The 16,421-nt window shown below is 75.0% G+C and carries 17 protein-coding genes; 4 read left to right on the top strand and 13 right to left on the bottom strand.

Going from position 1 to position 16,421, the window contains the following annotated elements:
* The coding region (locus ABZ193_RS39775) for a LuxR C-terminal-related transcriptional regulator (RefSeq protein ID WP_354713873.1) at positions 1-165 on the top strand (165 nt) is incomplete at its 5' end.
* Positions 166-234: 69 nt separating this feature from the next.
* Here ABZ193_RS39775 and ABZ193_RS39770 read toward each other — a convergent pair.
* Positions 235-690 (bottom strand): universal stress protein, encoded by a 456-nt coding sequence (locus ABZ193_RS39770; RefSeq protein WP_354713871.1) that lies wholly within the window; start codon positions 688-690, stop codon positions 235-237.
* A gap of 137 nt (positions 691-827) precedes the next feature.
* On the opposite strand from ABZ193_RS39770, the gene ABZ193_RS39765 reads away from it, so the two are divergent.
* On the top strand, positions 828-1,820 hold the full coding sequence (locus ABZ193_RS39765) for an NAD(P)H nitroreductase (RefSeq protein WP_354713869.1): 993 nt from the start codon (positions 828-830) through the stop codon (positions 1,818-1,820).
* A gap of 325 nt (positions 1,821-2,145) precedes the next feature.
* Here ABZ193_RS39765 and ABZ193_RS39760 read toward each other — a convergent pair whose 3' ends face one another.
* From ABZ193_RS39760 to ppsA, 5 genes are all read right to left on the bottom strand, one after another.
* The gene (locus ABZ193_RS39760) at positions 2,146-4,428 is read right to left on the bottom strand and encodes a heavy metal translocating P-type ATPase (protein WP_354713867.1); all 2,283 of its coding nucleotides are present in this window, start codon (positions 4,426-4,428) and stop codon (positions 2,146-2,148) included.
* Positions 4,425-4,895 (bottom strand): DUF6069 family protein, encoded by a 471-nt coding sequence (locus ABZ193_RS39755; protein WP_354713865.1) that lies wholly within the window; start codon positions 4,893-4,895, stop codon positions 4,425-4,427. Before ABZ193_RS39755 ends, ABZ193_RS39760 begins: the two co-directional genes overlap by 4 nt.
* Positions 4,896-4,980: 85 nt before the next feature.
* Complete coding sequence (locus ABZ193_RS39750) at positions 4,981-6,357, bottom strand: wax ester/triacylglycerol synthase family O-acyltransferase (protein WP_354713863.1); 1,377 nt, start codon at positions 6,355-6,357, stop codon at positions 4,981-4,983.
* 6 nt (positions 6,358-6,363) lie between these two features.
* A complete protein-coding gene (locus ABZ193_RS39745) occupies positions 6,364-7,770 on the bottom strand; it encodes a DUF4389 domain-containing protein (RefSeq protein WP_354713861.1) in 1,407 nt (468 codons plus the stop codon).
* A gap of 114 nt (positions 7,771-7,884) precedes the next feature.
* Positions 7,885-10,128 (bottom strand): phosphoenolpyruvate synthase, encoded by a 2,244-nt coding sequence (gene ppsA, locus ABZ193_RS39740; RefSeq protein ID WP_354713860.1) that lies wholly within the window; start codon positions 10,126-10,128, stop codon positions 7,885-7,887.
* 151 nt (positions 10,129-10,279) lie between these two features.
* On the opposite strand from ppsA, the gene ABZ193_RS39735 reads away from it, so the two are divergent.
* Entirely contained in the window at positions 10,280-10,726 is a 447-nt protein-coding gene (locus ABZ193_RS39735; RefSeq protein ID WP_237340134.1) for a universal stress protein, read from the top strand.
* 54 nt (positions 10,727-10,780) lie between these two features.
* Here ABZ193_RS39735 and ppk2 read toward each other — a convergent pair whose 3' ends face one another.
* The 7 genes from ppk2 to ABZ193_RS39700 all read right to left on the bottom strand — a co-directional run bounded on the left by ppk2 (position 10,781) and on the right by ABZ193_RS39700 (position 15,740).
* The gene (gene ppk2, locus ABZ193_RS39730) at positions 10,781-11,563 is read right to left on the bottom strand and encodes a polyphosphate kinase 2 (protein WP_354713858.1); all 783 of its coding nucleotides are present in this window, start codon (positions 11,561-11,563) and stop codon (positions 10,781-10,783) included.
* Complete coding sequence (locus ABZ193_RS39725) at positions 11,560-12,357, bottom strand: universal stress protein (protein WP_354713856.1); 798 nt, start codon at positions 12,355-12,357, stop codon at positions 11,560-11,562. Before ABZ193_RS39725 ends, ppk2 begins: the two co-directional genes overlap by 4 nt.
* 49 nt (positions 12,358-12,406) lie before the next feature.
* Positions 12,407-13,387, bottom strand: a complete 981-nt coding sequence (locus ABZ193_RS39720) for a hypothetical protein (protein WP_354713854.1) — start codon at positions 13,385-13,387, stop codon at positions 12,407-12,409.
* The gene (locus ABZ193_RS39715) at positions 13,368-13,883 is read right to left on the bottom strand and encodes a flavodoxin domain-containing protein (protein ID WP_354713852.1); all 516 of its coding nucleotides are present in this window, start codon (positions 13,881-13,883) and stop codon (positions 13,368-13,370) included. Before ABZ193_RS39715 ends, ABZ193_RS39720 begins: the two co-directional genes overlap by 20 nt.
* A gap of 81 nt (positions 13,884-13,964) precedes the next feature.
* Positions 13,965-14,741: a universal stress protein gene (locus ABZ193_RS39710; protein ID WP_354713850.1), complete on the bottom strand. Its 777-nt coding sequence runs from the start codon at positions 14,739-14,741 to the stop codon at positions 13,965-13,967.
* Positions 14,731-15,162 (bottom strand): hypothetical protein, encoded by a 432-nt coding sequence (locus tag ABZ193_RS39705; protein ID WP_237340139.1) that lies wholly within the window; start codon positions 15,160-15,162, stop codon positions 14,731-14,733. Before ABZ193_RS39705 ends, ABZ193_RS39710 begins: the two co-directional genes overlap by 11 nt.
* 14 nt (positions 15,163-15,176) lie before the next feature.
* A complete protein-coding gene (locus ABZ193_RS39700) occupies positions 15,177-15,740 on the bottom strand; it encodes a hypothetical protein (RefSeq protein WP_237340140.1) in 564 nt (187 codons plus the stop codon).
* A gap of 128 nt (positions 15,741-15,868) precedes the next feature.
* Here ABZ193_RS39700 and ABZ193_RS39695 point away from each other — a divergent pair, with 128 nt between their 5' ends.
* On the top strand, positions 15,869-16,294 hold the full coding sequence (locus ABZ193_RS39695; RefSeq protein ID WP_354713848.1) for a CBS domain-containing protein: 426 nt from the start codon (positions 15,869-15,871) through the stop codon (positions 16,292-16,294).
* Positions 16,295-16,421: the final 127 nt, after the last annotated feature.

The following is a 16,421-nucleotide window of genomic DNA, read 5'->3' as shown; positions in this document are numbered from 1 at the left end:
GCCCAGCGCATGTACCTCGCCGAAAAGACCATCAAGAACTACGTCTCCCGGCTACTGGCCAAACTCGGACTCGAACGCCGCACCCAGGCCGCCGTCCTCGCCGCCAAACTCCGCACCGGCGAGCACGCCGACGCACCCCGGCCCGGGGCGCCCGTAGTGCGCTGACAGACCACCCGCGAGGGCGAGGGGGAAGGGCCTCCGGCGATCCGCCGGAGGCCCTTTTTACTGCTCAGTTCAGCTCACGCGGCCGACGTGCGCGTCCACTTCGGATGGCCGGTGACCGGCGGTCCGCTTGGCCGGGATGATCACGACCGGGCAGTGCGCGTGGCGCAGGCACTGCGCCCCGACAGAACCGAGCAGCGCCCGGGACAGCCTGCCGTAGCCGTGGCTGCCGAGAACGAGCATCGCGGCGTCCGACGACACCGACAGCAGCATCCGCACCGGGTCGCCCTCCACGATCTCGCGCTGCACCGGGACGTCGGGGGCGCCGGTGTGCACGCGGTCGATCAGCTCGTCGAGTGCGTGCCGGTGCGCCGCGCGGACCGCCTCGGCGGTCTCGCCGCCGCCGGCGTAGCTCCAGACGTTGACCGCCACCACGTCCCGCCCGGCCGACGCGGCCTCGGTGATCGCCCAGCGCAGCGCCTCCGCACTGCCGGCCGAACCGTCCACTCCCACCACGATCGATGCCATCACGTCGTCCTTCCGCACGCCGTTTCCGCCGCGTCCAGGGTCGTGCGGCGCCGGGGACGGCAGGAAGGGCCGTTGGTCCCCGCCACGCGGGCATCCCGGCCCTGCCCGCCACGCCTGGCCTGAGCTGCACTGGAGGCATGACATTTCCCGACGACTACACCGTGAACGCGGCACTGGCACTGGCCGTGCGCGCGCCGTCGGTGCACAACACCCAGCCCTGGCGGTGGCGGATCGGCGACCGCACCGTCCACCTCTACGCCGACCCGTCCCGGCAGCTGCCGGAGACCGACCCGGACGGCCGCGACCTGCTGCTCAGCTGCGGCGCGGCGCTGCACCACCTGCGGGTGGGTTTCGCGGCGCTGGGCTGGCGCGCCGAGGTGCACCGGTTGCCCAACCCGGCCGAGCCCGGCCACCTCGCCGCCGTCGAGCTGCACCGCCACGAACCGGGGCTGGAGGAGATCGCCCTGGCCGCGGCCATCCCGCGGCGGCGCACCGACCGGCGGCGGCACAGCTCCTGGCCGGTGCCCGACAGCCACATCGAAACCATGGCCGCGCGCGCCGCCGACGAGGGCGTCATCCTGCGCGAGGCCACCGGCTCGGCCCGCTACCACCTGGCGGAAGCGGTCTTCGAGGCGGCGCGCCGCCACGCGGCCGACCCCGCCTACCGGATGGAGCTGGCCGCGTGGAGCGGACGGCACTTCTCCACCGAGGGCGTGCCCGCGGTCAACGCCCCGGCGCCCGATCCCACGCCGGGCGCGCTGCCCGGCCGCCCGTTCGCCGATCCCCAGCTCGCGCAACCGCCCGGCACGAAGGGCGAGGACGACGAGACGGTGCTGCTGGTGCTGGGCACCGCGTCGGACGATCCGCTGTCCCGGCTGCGTGCTGGCGAGGCGACCAGCGCGGTCCTGCTGACCGCGACGAACCTCGGACTGGCCTCCTGCCCGCTGACCGAGCCGCTGGAGATCACCGGCACCCGGCAGCAGGTGCGCGACCGCGTCACCGGCGGCACCATGCCGCAGATGGTCCTGCGCGTCGGCTGGGCGCCCGTCAACGCCGACCCGCTACCCGCCACACCGCGCCGCCCGCTGGCCGAGGTCGTCACCCCGCTCAGCACGCAGTCCGCCACCTGAGGAACCGACCATCGAGTAGGGCGCCGGCCGCGTGGCCGGCGCCCTTCTCGTGCGGGGAGGGGAAATCCCACTCCTGCCGCCCCGCCGTTTCCGGGCAGCTGGAAGTGGGGCTCCTCCGGGGCGAAACAGCCCCCGCCACCCGCCACGAAGGGACGCCAGTCCACACGGCCGGCGTCCCCCTGCCGTCGCAGCGCGGCGCTAACGCCCCACCCGACGCGGCCAGTGTGAGGTCCGCCTCCGGGCTAACGGTCCTCCACATGAACACCCGCCACACAAGAAAACGCCGGCCACACGGGCCGGCGGTCCCTTCCGTCGCAGCGCGGCGCTACCGCCCGGCCTTGCCGTCCCCTGACGACTCGCCCGGCGCGGCCAGCGAGAAGTACGCCTCCTCCTCCTGGGCGAAGTGCAGGGTGAGCACGGCGTCCAGGCCGTAGAGGGTCGCGCGCAGGTCGTCGATCTGGTCGGGGCGCAGCCCATCCGGAGCCTCGGCGAGGTGCCGTCCCAGGCGCCGGGTCAGGCGGGTGATCTCGGCGTGCCCCCGGCTCATCGGCACGGTGCTCTCGGAACCGAGCATCCCGGCCAGCGCCGGGTAGAGCTGCGTCTCCTCGGCCAGTTCATGGGGCAGCAGCCGGTCGAGGAGCATCCGGTGGGCGCGCCGGACCGCGGCTTCGGCCTCGGGGCCGGCCCCCCGTGTCAGCGCGTCCGCGGCCTGCCGGACCGCGGCGCGCGCCGGGAGCAGTTCCTCGTGCTCGTGCGCGAAGCGGTGCAACAGGACGTCGGTGGCCGGCTCCGGCTTGGGCCGCCGCCACCACACGACCCGCAGCGCGTTCAGGATCACCACCACGTCGATGGCTTCCTGCACCACGGCACCGGCGACCGGGACCAGCAACCCGAACCCGGCGGCGACCATCGCCAGCGCCGACAGCGCGGTGCCGGCCGCCGCGCTCTGCACGGCCAACCTGCGCGCCCGGCGCGCGATCTCCACCGACTCCGCCAGCCGGTCGATGCGATCGTCCAGGATCACCGCGTCCGCGGCCTGCGCCGCGGCGGTGGAACCCCGCGAGCCGAGCGCGATGCCGACGTCGGCCGCGGCGAGGGCGGGTGCGTCGTTGAGGCCGTCGCCGACCATCACGGTCACCCCGGGGCCACGGCGGACGCGGGCGATCTTGTCCGCCGGGCTGGCCCCGGCCAGGACTTCGTCCAGGCCCAGCTGCTCACCCACCTCGCGCGCGTTGTCGACGCGATCGCCGGTCAGCAGCACCACGCGGTCGAGCCCGATGCCGCGCAGCCGCCGCAGCGTCCGCGCCGCGTCCGGCCGGATCCGGTCGCGGACCAGCAGCGCCGCGAGCAGCCGGTCGTCGCGCGCCACCCAGATCACGGTGGCCAGGTCGAGCCTGCCGCGCCGAGCCGCGGCCATCGCCCACTCCGGCAACGAGTCGTCCGGTGGCTTGCCGACGTGGACGACGCTGTCGCCGACCCGGCCGGAGGCGCCCCGGCCGGGCTCTTCCGTGACCTGCTCGGCGGCAGCGGGCTGGACACCGGCGCGCCGCGCGGCCCGGAGCACCGCTCCGGCCAGCACGTGCGGCGAGTACTGCTCCACGCCGGCCGCCAGCGCGAGCGCCTCGGCTGGGGTGGTGCCCGGCGCGCAGACGATGTCCAGGACCTGCGGGGCCCCCTCGGTGATCGTGCCGGTCTTGTCCAGCAACAGGGTCCGGGCGCGGCCGAGCAGTTCCAGGGCCGCGCCGCCCTTGACGACGACGCCGGCGCGGGAGGCGCTGGACATGCCGCCGGTGATCGCGATCGGGACCGCGAGGAGCAGCGGGCACGGGGTCGCGGTGACCAGCACGGCCACGGCGCGGTCCGGGTCGCCCGTGGCGATCCACGCGACGGCGGCGATGAGCAGCGCCGCGGGCAGGAACCAGACGGCGATGCGGTCCGCGAGCCGGGCGACCGGCGCGGACGACGCCGCGGCCTCCCTGGCGAGCCGGACCACACCGGCGTAGGTGCTCTGCTCGGCGCTCGACCGCGCCGTCAGGTCGGTCGCCGCGCCCGCGTTCACCACGCCGCTGCGGACGGCCTCACCGGCAGGCCGCGGGACCGGGAGCGGTTCCCCGGTGAGCGCCGATTCGTCGAAGACACCCGGTTCGAGCAGTTCCCCGTCCACCGGGACGATCTCCCCCGGCCGCACCACCACGCGGTCGCCGGGGCGGACCTCGTCCACCGGCACGGTGTCGAGCCGCCCGTCGCGGCGCAGGCGCGCCTGCCGTGGACTGCGCTGCAGGAGCGCCGAGAGGTCACGCCCGGCGCGGGCCCGCGCGGCCGACTCCAGGACCCGGCCGGTGGCGACCATGACCGCGATGACGGCGCCGGCCAGGTACTCGCCGACCGCGAGCGTGCCGGCCAGCGCGAGCACGGCGAGCACGTCGGCGCCCCAGCGACGGGCCCGCAGGTCCGCCGCGACCCAGACCAGCGTGGGCACCAGGGCGACCGCGGTGGCGCCGCCCCACAGCCCGTCCGCGACGCGGGGAGCGTTTAGCAGCCAGGCCAGCCCGCCGCCTGCCAGCAGCGCGGCGACCGCGCCGAGCAGCAGCGGTTCGCGCCGCGTCACGGGTACGGGTAGGTCGTCGGGGCGGTGCCGCGGACGATCGCCGACCCCGCGACGCCGCTGAGCGTGACCGTGACCGACAACCCGATGGCCAGGTTGAGGATCGCGGTGGCGAGGCGGGCGTCCAGCGCCGCCGACAGCCCGAGCGGGACCACCACCGCGATGGCGGTCAGCAGGACCATGATCCACCCGAAGAAGGCGCGGGCCCGCGGGGTGGTGAGGAGCAGCAGGTGCAGCAGCGCGGTCGCGGCCAGCGCGACCGCGGCGGACACCAGCGCGTAGGTCAGGGTGCTCGCGCCACCCCAGGTACCCGCCCGCCGCGGCGCGAGCACCGGGATGTCCAGCAGGCCGCGGGCGACGAGGATGCCGACGACGGCGACCAGTGCGGCGACGCACGCGCTCGCCGCACCACCGGCCCACAGGCGCCCCCCGAGCACCCGTGACGTGGCGCCGGTTCCAGGTTCGTTCATGTCAGCCTCCCACGGAATTTCGCATGCCGGTTTCCGGCGCCTCCCAGCGAACCGCTTGCGCCCTGCCCCGCGACGCGGCCGAGCGTCACCGATCGGCCGGACCAAAGTCCCTGTCGCAGGAACCCGCGAGCGCCTCCAGCGCGTGCCCGGCGCCGCGGGCGAACACGCCGACGTCCGGGCACGCGTCCCCGTCGCCCACCACCGCGATCGCCAGCTGCCCCGCGTAGGACAGGGCGCCGAGGCCGAGGGTGACGTTGCCGATCAGCGGCACGACCGGGAACAACTCCAGCACGCGCGCGTCGGCGAAGTAGAGGGGCTCCGGCGGGCCCGGCACGTTCGCGGCGTAGACGTTCGCCCACCGCTGCCGGTCCATCCGGCGCATGACCGCGCGCTGCACCGCGCTGACGCGGAACAGCGCACCGCCGCCCGCGGAACGCTGGTGCTTCTTGCGCTCCGCGGTCTCGGCGGCGATCAACTCAAGCCGCCGCACCGGATCGGCCACCCCGACGGGCAGCCGCACCAGCATCATGCCGCCGAAGTTGCCGCGGAGCCGGTCCCGCGGCTCCTGGTGCAGGGACACCGGCACGTAGGCGCGGAGCACCAGCGCGTCCACGGGCTCGCCCCGGGCGCGCAGGAGTTCCCGCAGCCCACCGGACATCGCCGCCATCAGCACGTCGTTGACCTTCGCGCCGTGCGCGGCGGCGATCCGCTTCGCGAGCGGCAGGTCGCCGCGGACGAGGGCGAACCGCCGTCCCGGGCCGATCGGCGTGTTCAGGCTCGTCCGCGGCGCCCGTTCCTCCGCCAGCAGCTCCCGGAACGCCGGCCACGCCTGGCGCAGCGCGGAAGCGGTAGCCGGCAGGTGGCCCGCCACGGACACGCCCCGGCGCACCTCCTGCCACCGGCGCCGCGTGTTGTCAGCCAGCAACCGCAGCGCCGTCGGCTCGGGTTCCGGTTCCGGCCAGGGCGCCGCGAGGGGGCGCACCTCGGGCCCAGGGTCGAAGAACGCGCCGAGCAGGGCGACCGCGGCGACCCCGTCGGCGATCGTGTGGTGGAGCCGGACGAACAGCCCGGTGCGGCCGCCGGCCAGCCCGGCCAGCAACCACATCTCCCACAGCGGACGGGACCGGTCCAGCCCGCGGCGCCGGATCCGCTCGACCGTGCCCAGGAGCTGCTCGTCGTCACCCGGGGCAGGCACCTCGGCCGCCCGGACGTGGTACTCCAGGTCCACTGTGGACGCGTCGGTCCAGTACGGCGGCCCCAGCCCGAACCGCGGGACCCGCAGGACCTGCCGCATCCGCCGGACCAGCGGGAGGCGCTTCCCGACGACCTCGCGTGCCAGGTCGAGCGGGAAGCGCCCCGCGGTCCGGTTCCCGTCCAGGACCGCCAGCACTCCGATGTCCTCCGGCCAGCCGAAGCCGTCCGGCCACAGCATGCCGAGATCCAGCGGGGACAGGCGTTCCACGTCGCGTCAGGACTCCGGCTGCGCGCCGACGGGACGCTGCGCGGCCCGGTGCACCGGCACCGCGATCAGGGCCACGCCACCGGCCAGCAACGCCAGTCCGACACCGATCAGGATCCAGCCGATGTCGTCGAGCGCGGGAACCGTGGCGCCGATCTCGGCCACGACGTTCACACCGGGTGAGCCGTCGGCGTTCATCACCACGACCGTCCAGTCGCCGCTGCGCATCGGCCACACCACCGTCTGGGTGCCGCCGCCGCTCGCCTGCGCCGTCCAGATGCCCGCGGTCTCCGGCGCCGGGAGGGTGCGGTTGCCCGGGTGCACGACGAACCGGTCGCTGGACCAGTCGGTCACCGTGACGTACTGGGCGCCGGCGAGGAAACCGGCCGCGGCGGCGGACGGCGCGACGCCGACGAACACCGGGGTCGCCGGGTCGGCCGCGGTCGCCCGCACCCGCACGTCGCCAACCAGGCGCTGGATGCCGCCCCAGTCGGCGGCCGTGCCGGCCAGCTCGATGTCCTCCGTGGCGATGGCGTAGCCGGAGGCGCTCAGGCTGTTCGAGGCCGACAGGTAGCCGTCGGCGTCCCGCTGCGCGCGGTCCGCCCACAGCAGCGTGCCGCCGCCGGTGAGCAAGCCCGTCGCGGTCAGGGCGAGCACCGCGCCGGTGATCACCGACGCCACCTTGCCGCCGGTCCAGCGGTGGGTCGCCGGCTGCCAGTGCTCGGGCGAGGACGGCTCGGTGACCGGACCCGCCGGGTCGTGCGCGCCCATGTCGAGGCGGAACGGCGGATAGGCGTCGGTCATCAGCGCGGCGTACGCGGCGACCCGCAGCACCCAGCGGTCCATCCCGAGCACGAAGTCGAAGACCGGCTTCGGGTAGCGGCCGCTGAACAGCAGCACGATCCCGGCCACCAGCACCAGGATGCCGACCAGGCCGCCGGCCGCCCAGGTGAACCCGCCGTCGTCGGTGTACCCGAACAGCCAGGCGCCGCCGCCGGCGAACAACCCGGCGATGATGTAGTGCGGGATGGCCAGCAGCCACCACTTCACCAGCACCAGCCCGCGGGACAGCCGCTCCGGGTAGTCGATCTCCAGCCGCGCCGGGTAGGCGGGCACGTCGGCGAGCGTGAACGGCGGGTAGGCGTCGGTGCCGAGCGCGCTGTAGGAGTAGAACTGCACGCGCCACGACCAGCGCAGCACGCCGACGTTGAAGTCGAAGATCGCTCGCGGGTAGCGGCCGGTCACCAGGATCGCGAAAAACGCGACCACGGTGAGCACGAAGAAACCGAGCCACAGGAAGGAAAGCACCACCAGGTGCGGGATGACCAGCAGCCACTTCACCAGCCACAGCCACCGGGACAGCCCGGTGCCGAGGTTCCCCTCGACCCGGACCGGGTAGGTCATGCGGACGTCCATCGGACACCTCCGGCAGAAGAATCGGTCGAAAGCCCAGGCTGCGCGCGGGGGTGGCGTGGTCACCAGGCACGAAGGTCCCGGGTCCCGGGGCATTCCGGCCCCGCCGGGCGGTGGTCAGGAGCGGGCGCGCTCCAGCAGCACCCGCCGCTCGGCGGAGGCGATCGCGGTCCGGGCGGCGGGCACGGCGTCCGGGTTGACCGAGATCGACGTGATGCCCAGCCGCACCAGGTGGTCGGCGAACTCGGGCCGGTTGGACGGCGCCTGCCCGCACAGCGACGACGTGATGCCCAGCGACCGGGCCGTCGTCACGATCCGCCCGATCGCGTCCAGCACCGCCGGGTCGGATTCGTCGAACAGCTCGGCGCACTCCCGCGAATCGCGGTCCACGCCGAGCACCAGCTGCGTCAGGTCGTTGCTGCCGATGGAGACACCGTCGATGCCGAGGCCCACGTACTCGGGGAGCCAGTGCACCACCGACGGCACCTCGGCCATCACCCACCGGCGCAGACCGCGGGAGCGCCCGAGCGGGCTGGCGTCGACCAGGCGCAGGCACTCCTCCAGCTCCCACTTCGTGCGCACGAACGGGATCATCAGGTGCAGGTTCGGGGTCTCCTCCCGCACCCGCGCCAGCGCCCGCAGTTCGAGGTCGAACAGGTCCGGCTCGCGCACGTAGCGGAAGCAGCCGCGGTAGCCGATCATCGGGTTGTGCTCGGCGGGCTCGTAGCGCTCCCCGCCGGTCAGGCCGCGGAACTCGTTGCTGCGCAGGTCGGTTGCCCGGTAGACGACCGGGCGGGCGCCGAACGCGCGGGTGATGGTCAGCAGCGACTCGCTCATGGCTGTCACGAACGACTCGCCCTCGCCGCGGGCCAGCAGGTGCCGGGGGTGGCGTCCGCCGAGCGCACTGGTGAGCAGGAACTCCGCGCGCAGCAGGCCGACCCCGTCGACGGGGAGCGCGGCGACGCGCTCGGCCTGGTCGGCGATCGCGAGGTTGACGTACAGGCGGGTGGCGAGGGGCTCGGCGGCCACCGCGGGGGCCGCGACGGGCTCCGTGCGGGCGGGCGCGGCGGTGATGCCGCTGCGGACCTCCCCGGTGCTGCCGTCGACGGTCACCTCCTCGCCGTCGGTCAGCAGCGTCGTCGCGCCGCCCGCGCCGACGACGCATGGGACGCCCAGCTCGCGGGCCACGATCGCGGCGTGGCAGGTCATCCCGCCGCCGTCGGTGACGATCGCCGCCGCGCGGCGCAGTGTCGGCACCCAGTCCGGGTTCGTCATCGGCGCGACGAGGATCTCCCCGCTGCGCAGGGCCTTGCCCTGGTCGGGCCGGGTCAGCACGCGCACCGCGCCACCCGCCCGGCCGGGCGACGCGGCCAGACCGCGCAGCAGCACCTGCCCGGCGGGCTTCGGCTCCGGGCCCAGCGTGGTGATGGGCCGCGTCTGGACCAGCCAGGTCCGGTCGCCGTCCACCGCCCACTCCAGGTCCTGCGGCCGCCCGTAGTGCTCCTCCACGCGCCGGGCGAGACGGGCCAGCTCGACCACCGTGATGTCGCCGAGCACGCGCTGGTGCGCGGCGGCCGCGGACAGCTCGACGCGGGTGTCACCGTCGAGGCCGTGGACGATCTTGTGGGTCTTGTCGCCGATGCGCACCTCGCGCACCTTCAGGTCGTCCTTGCCGACGACGTAGGTGTCCGGGGACACCGCGCCCGACACCAGCGTCTCGCCCTGGCCGAACACCGCCTCGACCACGACCACTCCCCGGTCGCCAGTGCGCGGGTCGGCGGTGAACGCCACACCGGCGCGCTCGGCCGGGACCATCTCCTGCACCACGACCGCGATCGCCGGCTCGCCGGTGAACCCGCGGCCCGCCCGGTAGGCGACCACGCGCGGGGAGAACAGCGAGGCCCAGCAGTCGGTGAGCCGCTCCAGCAGCGCGTGCTCGCCGGTGACGTTGGTGAAGCTGGCGTTCATCCCGGCGAAGGAGGCGTCCGCGCCGTCCTCCCCGGTCGCCGACGACCGCACCGCGACCACGGCGTCCGGCCCCAGCTGCGCGTAGGCGGCGACCACCTCGGCGCGGACCCGCGGGTCGAGGGTGGCCTTGCGCACCAGGTCCCGCATGCGGTCGCAGTGCTCGGCGAGCCGCTCGGGGTCGTCGGCCAGGCCGAGCGCCTCGGCGTGCAGGTGGGCGAGCTCGTCGCGGACGCCGTCGTACTCGGTGGTCGCCCAGTAGCCCTCGCGCAGCACGACGAACCCGCGCGGCACCGGGAATCCCGCCGCGGTGAGCTCACCCAGGTTCGCGCCCTTGCCGCCGGCCGAGAGGGCGTCGTTGGCCCGGATCGCGGACAGCTCCCGTACGAAAGTCATGGTCCTCGCCTCTCTTCGCGTCCGTTCCACGGTGGCGGAGCCGCGCGGACGGCAGGCAGGGCCGGAAGTCCCCGCCACCCGGTCCGTTCTGCCCTGCCGGAGCGGCGTCCCCGAGCGCGACGCTGTCCGTGACTGACAGAGAGGAAGTCCGATGAGCGAATCCCGCACGATCGTGGTCGGCGTGGACGGTTCGGCGCAGAGCCGCGCCGCATTGCGGTGGGCGCTGGCGGAGGCGCGGCCAGGGGACCGGGTGCGCGCGATGCTGGTCCGCGTCCGCGACGAACTGCTGCCCGGCACGTCCTACGCCATCCAGCCGCACGGGCGGATCCCCGTCGGCGAGGACAGCGCCTACGCCGGCCTGCTGCACTCGACGGTCCAGGAGACCCGGGGCCCGGGGGCGCCGGAGGTGGAAGAGGTCGTGCTCAGCGGCGACCCGGCCACCGAGCTGAACAAGGCCTCCGCGGACGCCGACCTGCTCGTGGTCGGCTCGCACGGCGCGCGGCCGCTGACCGAACTGCTGCTGGGCAGCGTCGCGACCCAGGTGGTGCGGCACGCCCACTGCCCGGTCGTCGTCATGACGGCCCACGCCGCGCAATAGCGGATCGCGCGGCCGTCCGGAAAGGACAGTCCCGGGCGGCCGCCGCGCCGGGCGTCACAGCGTGCTCGCGTGGTCCTGGACGTAGCTGCCCGCGTTCGCCGCCGGCCGCACGTAGTTCGACGGCGGCCGCGACGGGACCTCCAGCGCGGGCGGCGGCACCTCGGTGTAGGGGATGCTGGTGACGAGGTGGTGGATCATGTTGATCCGTGCCGCGCGCTTGTCGTCGCTGTCCACCAGGTGCCACGGCGTTTCCGCGATGTCGGTGTGGACGAGCATGTCGTCCTTGGCGCGCGAGTAGTCGTCCCACCGGGTCAGCGAGTCCAGGTCCACCGGGGACAGCTTCCACCGGCGCATCGGGTCGTCCAGCCGGGCGCGGATGCGGCGCTCCTGCTCGTCCTGGCTCACCGAGAACCAGTACTTGCGCAGCAGGAGGCCGTCCTCGACGAGCATCCGCTCGAAGATCGGGCACTGCCGCAGGAACAGCTGGTACTGCGGTGTCGTGCAGAACCCCATGACCCGTTCCACGCCGGCGCGGTTGTACCAGCTGCGGTCCATCAGCACGATCTCCCCGGCGGCGGGCAGCTGCGCCACGTAGCGCTGGAAGTACCACTCGCCGCGTTCACGCTCGTCCGGCCTTGGCAGGGCGACGATGCGCGCCACCCGCGGGTTGAGGTACTCGGTGACCCGCTTGATGGTGCTGCCCTTGCCGGCGCCGTCCCGGCCCTCGAAGATCACCACAAGCCGCCTGCGCTCGGCGCGCACCCACTCCTGGATCTTCACCAGCTCGCCCTGCAGCCGCACCAGCTCGCGCCGGTAGGCGTCCTTGCGCAGGCTCACCGGACCACCGCCACCGGGCACGGGGCGTGGTGCAGCAGCGCCTGGCTCGTCGAGCCCAGCCCCACGCCGCCGAAGTCGGCGCGCCCACGGGAGCCCACCACGATGAGCTGGGCGTCCTGGCCCGCCGCGAGCAGCCCGCGCACCGGACGGTCGCGCACCACCACCGGGCGCACGTCGACGTCCGGGTACTTCTCCCGCCACCCGGCGAGCCGCTCGGCCAGCAGACGGCGTTCGTCCTCCGCGATGGCGCCGTAGTCCGCGTCCATCGGCAGCACCGACCAGGTCTCCCCCATCGTCATGTCGGTCCAGGTGTGCACCGCGAGCAGCGGCACGCGGCGCAGGTTCGCCTCGTCGAGGGCGAACGCGAGCGCGGCGTCGCCGCCGGGCGAGGCGTCGATCCCGACGACCACGGGCGCGTCCGCGGGCGGAGCGCCGCGCACCACGACGACCGGGCAGTGCGCGTGCGCCGCGAGCGCGCCCGCGACCGATCCGAGCAGCATGCCGGGGAACCCGCCGAGCCCGTGCGAGCCCAGCACCACCACCACGGCCGTGGCCGATTCCTCGATCAGCCGTTCCGCGGGGTGGCCGGTTCGCGCGCCGCCGCGGATCTGCCCGTCCGGGACCGCCGCTGCCGCGGTCTCGGCCTCGGCGAGGCAGTCCGCGTCCTCCCCGACGTGGATCAGCCGCAACGGCCGCTTCCGCAATGCGGCGTCCCGCGCCGCCCAGCGCACCGCGTCCAGCGCCGGGGCCGAACCGTCGATACCGGCGAGCACCGCCTTCTGTTCACGCGCCATGCCCCGACTCTCGCGTGCCGGATCCGGCGGCGGCCAGGGCCGGGCGGCCTCACCCGGAGAGCCCTTCGGCCCTTCCGGGCTCCTCGATTACCGTGGTGACCTCGTCCGCGGGCCGTCGCGGCGCGGTCGGCGTCGGGAAGCCGAAACCCAAGCGCAGCAACGTGTGCGGCTCACCCTCGTCCCGGAACAGCGTGGCCAGGTCGGCGCGCGTTCCGGGCACCTCGAACGGCTGGGACAGGAACGAAGCGCTCAGCCCGTGCACGGTCGCCGTGAGCAGGACCCGCTCGACCGCGAACCCGGCCTGCGTGTCCTGCCCCGGCTGCCGGGTGGTCACGACCCCGAGCAGCGGCTGCTGCTCGTACTCCCGCGCCGGCATCTCCCAGCTGCCCGCGAACTCGCGCAACGCCAGTGCCGGCGCCGGGCTGGCCGGGGGTCCCGCCGCGGTCGCCGGCACCCCGGAGCTCTCCCCGCGGGGCCGCCCGGTCCACCGGCCCGCCTCGCCGAGGTAGCGCTCGTCGGTCTCCTGCAGCCGTTCCGCGCGCCGCACCAGCGCGGCGACGGCGTCGTACCGGGCGCCGCGGTCGAGCAGGTGCAGCTCCGCCCCGTCCTCCCGGGCCGCGGCGACCAGAGCCGAGCGGGCGCGCTCGGGCACCGGCCGGTCGTCGAACGGCCTGCGGTTGGTGTGGCGCGCGTGCACGGCCGCCGCCAGTGCGCGCTCCGCCTCGGTGGGCTCGCGCCTGCCCAGTACGTCCACGCTGACCAGCCGCCGCGTCCCGGGCAGGAACCGCACCGACACCCGGCGTCCCTCGGCGCGCAGGGTGATCACCAGGTTGAACGCAGCCGCACCGCAGGCGAGCCTGGCCTGCCGCGCGCCGGGATCGCTCACCGGGAGCACCCGCTCCGGGTCGAGCAGGACGTCGATGCGCGACCCGCGGACCTCGAACCGCCACGGCTGCGTGTTGTGCTGCGAAGGCGCTTTCACCGCGGCGGCCAGCGCGCGGGCGAACCCCTCAGCCATCGGCGCGGTCACCGAGGGACTCCCCCCACGAGCGGGCGCGGTCGAGCTCGCCCGGGTGCAGGTCGCCGGCCTCCTTGCCGGTCACGAAGAAGCTCTCCGGGGCCGCGCTCACCCGGTAACCCTTGCGGCGCAGGTGCTTCGCCGCGGCGCGGGCCGCGGATCCGGTCAGCCACGCTGGTTTCTCGATCCGCGTGTCGAAGGTGACGGCCTGCGTGCCCGGCGACGCGGTGGCCAGGGCTTCCAGCCACTCCCGCAGACCGCGCTTGCGCGAGTGGAGTGGCTGCTCCCCCGCCTGCTCCGCGGCCGCGTCGCGGGACCGCTTCCCGGTGAGCCCGTGCACGTGGGTGGGTCCGCCCGCGACGACCAGGTCGACGCCCGTCAGGTCGTCGGGGGCGTCGTCGACGTTGACCACGTCCACGTGCATCCGGCCGGACAGTCCTTTCGCGACCGACCGCGCGACCTCCTCGGTGCTGCCGAACATCGACTCGTAGACGACCAGTGCTCGCATGACCTCCTCCTTCCGTTTCCCCAACCCTGCGGCCGGGCGGGCGCCTGCGGACAGGTGCGAAGGTCCTCGAAAGCGGGGACCTCAGGACACCCCCGGCGGCACGACCACGACCGGGCAGCCCGCGCCCTGCGCCAGCGCCCGCCCGGTCGAGCCGAGCACCAGGCCGCCGACCCCGCCGCGGCCCCGGCTGCCGACCACCACCAGCTGCGCCCGCCGGCTGAGCTCCAGAAGGTGGTGCCGCGGCCGGTCCCGGCGCACGATCCGGTGCAGGACCACGTCGGGGTACCGCTCCTGCCAGCCGGCCAGCCGCTCGGCGATCGTGCGGTGCTCGTCGCCCGCGGCGGGCTCCCACTCCAGGCGCAACCGGTCCCCCGGGGCGGTCACGTACTCCGCGTCGCTGCGGGCGTGCAGCGCGATGAGCGGCACGCCCCGGTGCGCGGCCTCCTGGAACGCCACGGCGATCGCCCGCTCGGCGGCCCCGGAACCGTCGACCCCGGCGACCACCGGGCCGGACGGCGCCGGGCGCCCCCGCACCACGACCACCGGGCAGGCACTGCGGGCGGCCAGGACCAGCGCCGGCGACCGCAGGTTCCGGTCCGCCGCGTGGGCCCGCGCCGAGGCGCCGAGCACCAGGAACGCGGCGGTCGCCGACAACGCGAGCAGCGTGTCGGCCGGCGGTCCGGGAAGCCGCTCCACCCGCAGCGCGGTGCCGTCGTCCAGGCGCACCTCCAGGTCCGCGTCGCCGGCGTGCACCAAATGCAGCGGGAGGTGGCGGCTCGTCGCGAGATCCGCCGCCCACCGCGCGGCGCACCACGATCCGGGCGAGGTGCTGACGCCCGCGACGACCTCACCGGTCACGCACGCGCCCGAAGTCCCGGAGCCCGGCCACCAGCACCACCAGCCCGGCCAGCACGGCCACCGGCTGCAGGACGTTGAACGTCCGGACGATGCCGACCTCGACAGCGATCCACCCGATCAGCACCGCGCCCGCGACGACGGCGGCCGGGCTCGTGCGCGGATCCCGCCGCGCGGCGAGCCAGGTGACCACCGTCATCGGCACGGCGATCAGCACGCCGAGGGTGATCCCAGCGAACACCGTGCTGTCGAAGGGAAGCCGCGCGGTCACGGTGTCGCCAAGATCGACGGCGCCGATCACGAGGCCCACCGCCCCCACCCACGCGGACACAGCGATCAGCGCGGTCAGCGACGCCAGCCACGGCCGTCGCCGCGCCAGGCGCTCGTCGTGGCGCCATCCCAGTCGTTCCCCGAGCTTGTCCATGCCTTTTCCTCTCCTCAGAACGGCGTGCGCCTGGTGTCGAACCGGTCCCACGAGTCCGCCCACTCGTCCCGCCTGCGCCGGTCGAGCGCCCGGCGGTAGAGCCAGAACCCCAGTCCGCACAGCCCCATCACGGCCGCCCAGCTCAGCGCGCCGACGGTCACCCCGTTCACGATCGCGGTCTCCGCCGTCACCGGAGCCGCCGCGGGCTCGCCGTTCTCGTCGATCCAGATGTCCACGGTGTCACCGGCTTCCGCGCCCCGCCGGACGGTGACGCCGCCGGTCGCGGTGCTGCCGCCGGGAAGCGGCCATTCCGCCTCGACGCGGGCCGTGCCGCCGGGCGGGTAACCCGCCGGCGGGGGCGCGTCGGCCAGCAGGGTCGCGGTCACCGCGGTGCGGGTGTCCTGCTGGCTCACCGCCAGCCGCTCCTGCCACTGGTGCACGCGGTCGCCGAGCAGCGCCGCGAACGGGGCCGCGAGCACCACGACCGTGACGGCCACGAGCAGCGCCAGCCGTTCGCGGCGGTCGGACTCCCGCGTCAGCGGGTTGCCGCGCAGGTGCGGCGGTCGCCAGGTCTTCACCGGATCCTCCTCGTGTCGTCCGTTCACCAGGGTCGTCACCGGGCGGCTTTCGGCGAAGGGCCGTTGGTCTCCGCTGTCGCGGCCGTACGTCCCTTCCCGCGCCGCCGCGGCCGGCCGACGATCAGAGCATGCGGATACGGGAACTGATGAGCTCACCGGTCGTCGGCGTCACCGCCGAGGCGACACTGGAGGAGGCGGCGGCGCTGATGCTCGAGCGCGGCTACACGACGCTGCCGGTGCTGACCGCCGCCGGCGAACTCGTCGGCCTGGTCACCGAGGGCGACCTCGCCGCCGCCCGGTACGCCCCGGCGCTGCGGGGCCGGACCGAACCCGACGGCGGTGTCATGCTCGGCGTCGACGCGATCACGGTCGGCTCGGTGATGCGGGCCCCGGCGCTGGCCGCGCCTGCCGACGCGGACGTCGCGGAGGTGGCGACCGGCCTGGTCGATTCGCACCAGCGCTGCCTGCCAGTGGTCGACCACGGCAAGGTGGTCGGCATCGTCAGCTGGCGCGACCTGCTGACCCACCTGCTGAACGCACGCGCCGCGCGGTGAAAACCCGCGCCGGCGCACTGGTGCCGCCCGCGCGCCGTTTGCCAGACTGGGGCGGTGATGGCTGAGCACGGTGCTCCCGGGGGCGGGCCGGGGCGCGAGCAGCTGCGCGTCGGCGTCGACGTCCTGG

The sequence above is a fragment of the Amycolatopsis sp. NPDC006125 genome (genome assembly GCF_040614195.1).
Lineage (GTDB): Bacteria > Actinomycetota > Actinomycetes > Mycobacteriales > Pseudonocardiaceae > Amycolatopsis_E > Amycolatopsis_E tucumanensis.
The sequence above is the reverse complement of the archived record's forward strand: the minus strand, read 5'-3'. Positions and strand labels throughout refer to the sequence as shown.

Excerpts from the sequence above, each read along its gene's own strand:
- ABZ193_RS39695 (WP_354713848.1), top strand. The coding sequence starts at position 15,869 with ATGCGGATACGGGAACTGATGAGCTCACCGGTCGTCGGCGTCACCGCC.
- ABZ193_RS39725 (WP_354713856.1), bottom strand. The coding sequence starts at position 12,357 with ATGGCGCGTGAACAGAAGGCGGTGCTCGCCGGTATCGACGGTTCGGCC.
- ABZ193_RS39755 (WP_354713865.1), bottom strand. The coding sequence starts at position 4,895 with ATGAACGAACCTGGAACCGGCGCCACGTCACGGGTGCTCGGGGGGCGC.
- ABZ193_RS39735 (WP_237340134.1), top strand. The coding sequence starts at position 10,280 with ATGAGCGAATCCCGCACGATCGTGGTCGGCGTGGACGGTTCGGCGCAG.
- ppsA (WP_354713860.1), bottom strand. The coding sequence starts at position 10,128 with ATGACTTTCGTACGGGAGCTGTCCGCGATCCGGGCCAACGACGCCCTC.
- ABZ193_RS39770 (WP_354713871.1), bottom strand. The coding sequence starts at position 690 with ATGGCATCGATCGTGGTGGGAGTGGACGGTTCGGCCGGCAGTGCGGAG.
- ABZ193_RS39715 (WP_354713852.1), bottom strand. The coding sequence starts at position 13,883 with ATGCGAGCACTGGTCGTCTACGAGTCGATGTTCGGCAGCACCGAGGAG.
- ABZ193_RS39705 (WP_237340139.1), bottom strand. The coding sequence starts at position 15,162 with ATGGACAAGCTCGGGGAACGACTGGGATGGCGCCACGACGAGCGCCTG.
- ABZ193_RS39765 (WP_354713869.1), top strand. The coding sequence starts at position 828 with ATGACATTTCCCGACGACTACACCGTGAACGCGGCACTGGCACTGGCC.
- ABZ193_RS39745 (WP_354713861.1), bottom strand. The coding sequence starts at position 7,770 with ATGGACGTCCGCATGACCTACCCGGTCCGGGTCGAGGGGAACCTCGGC.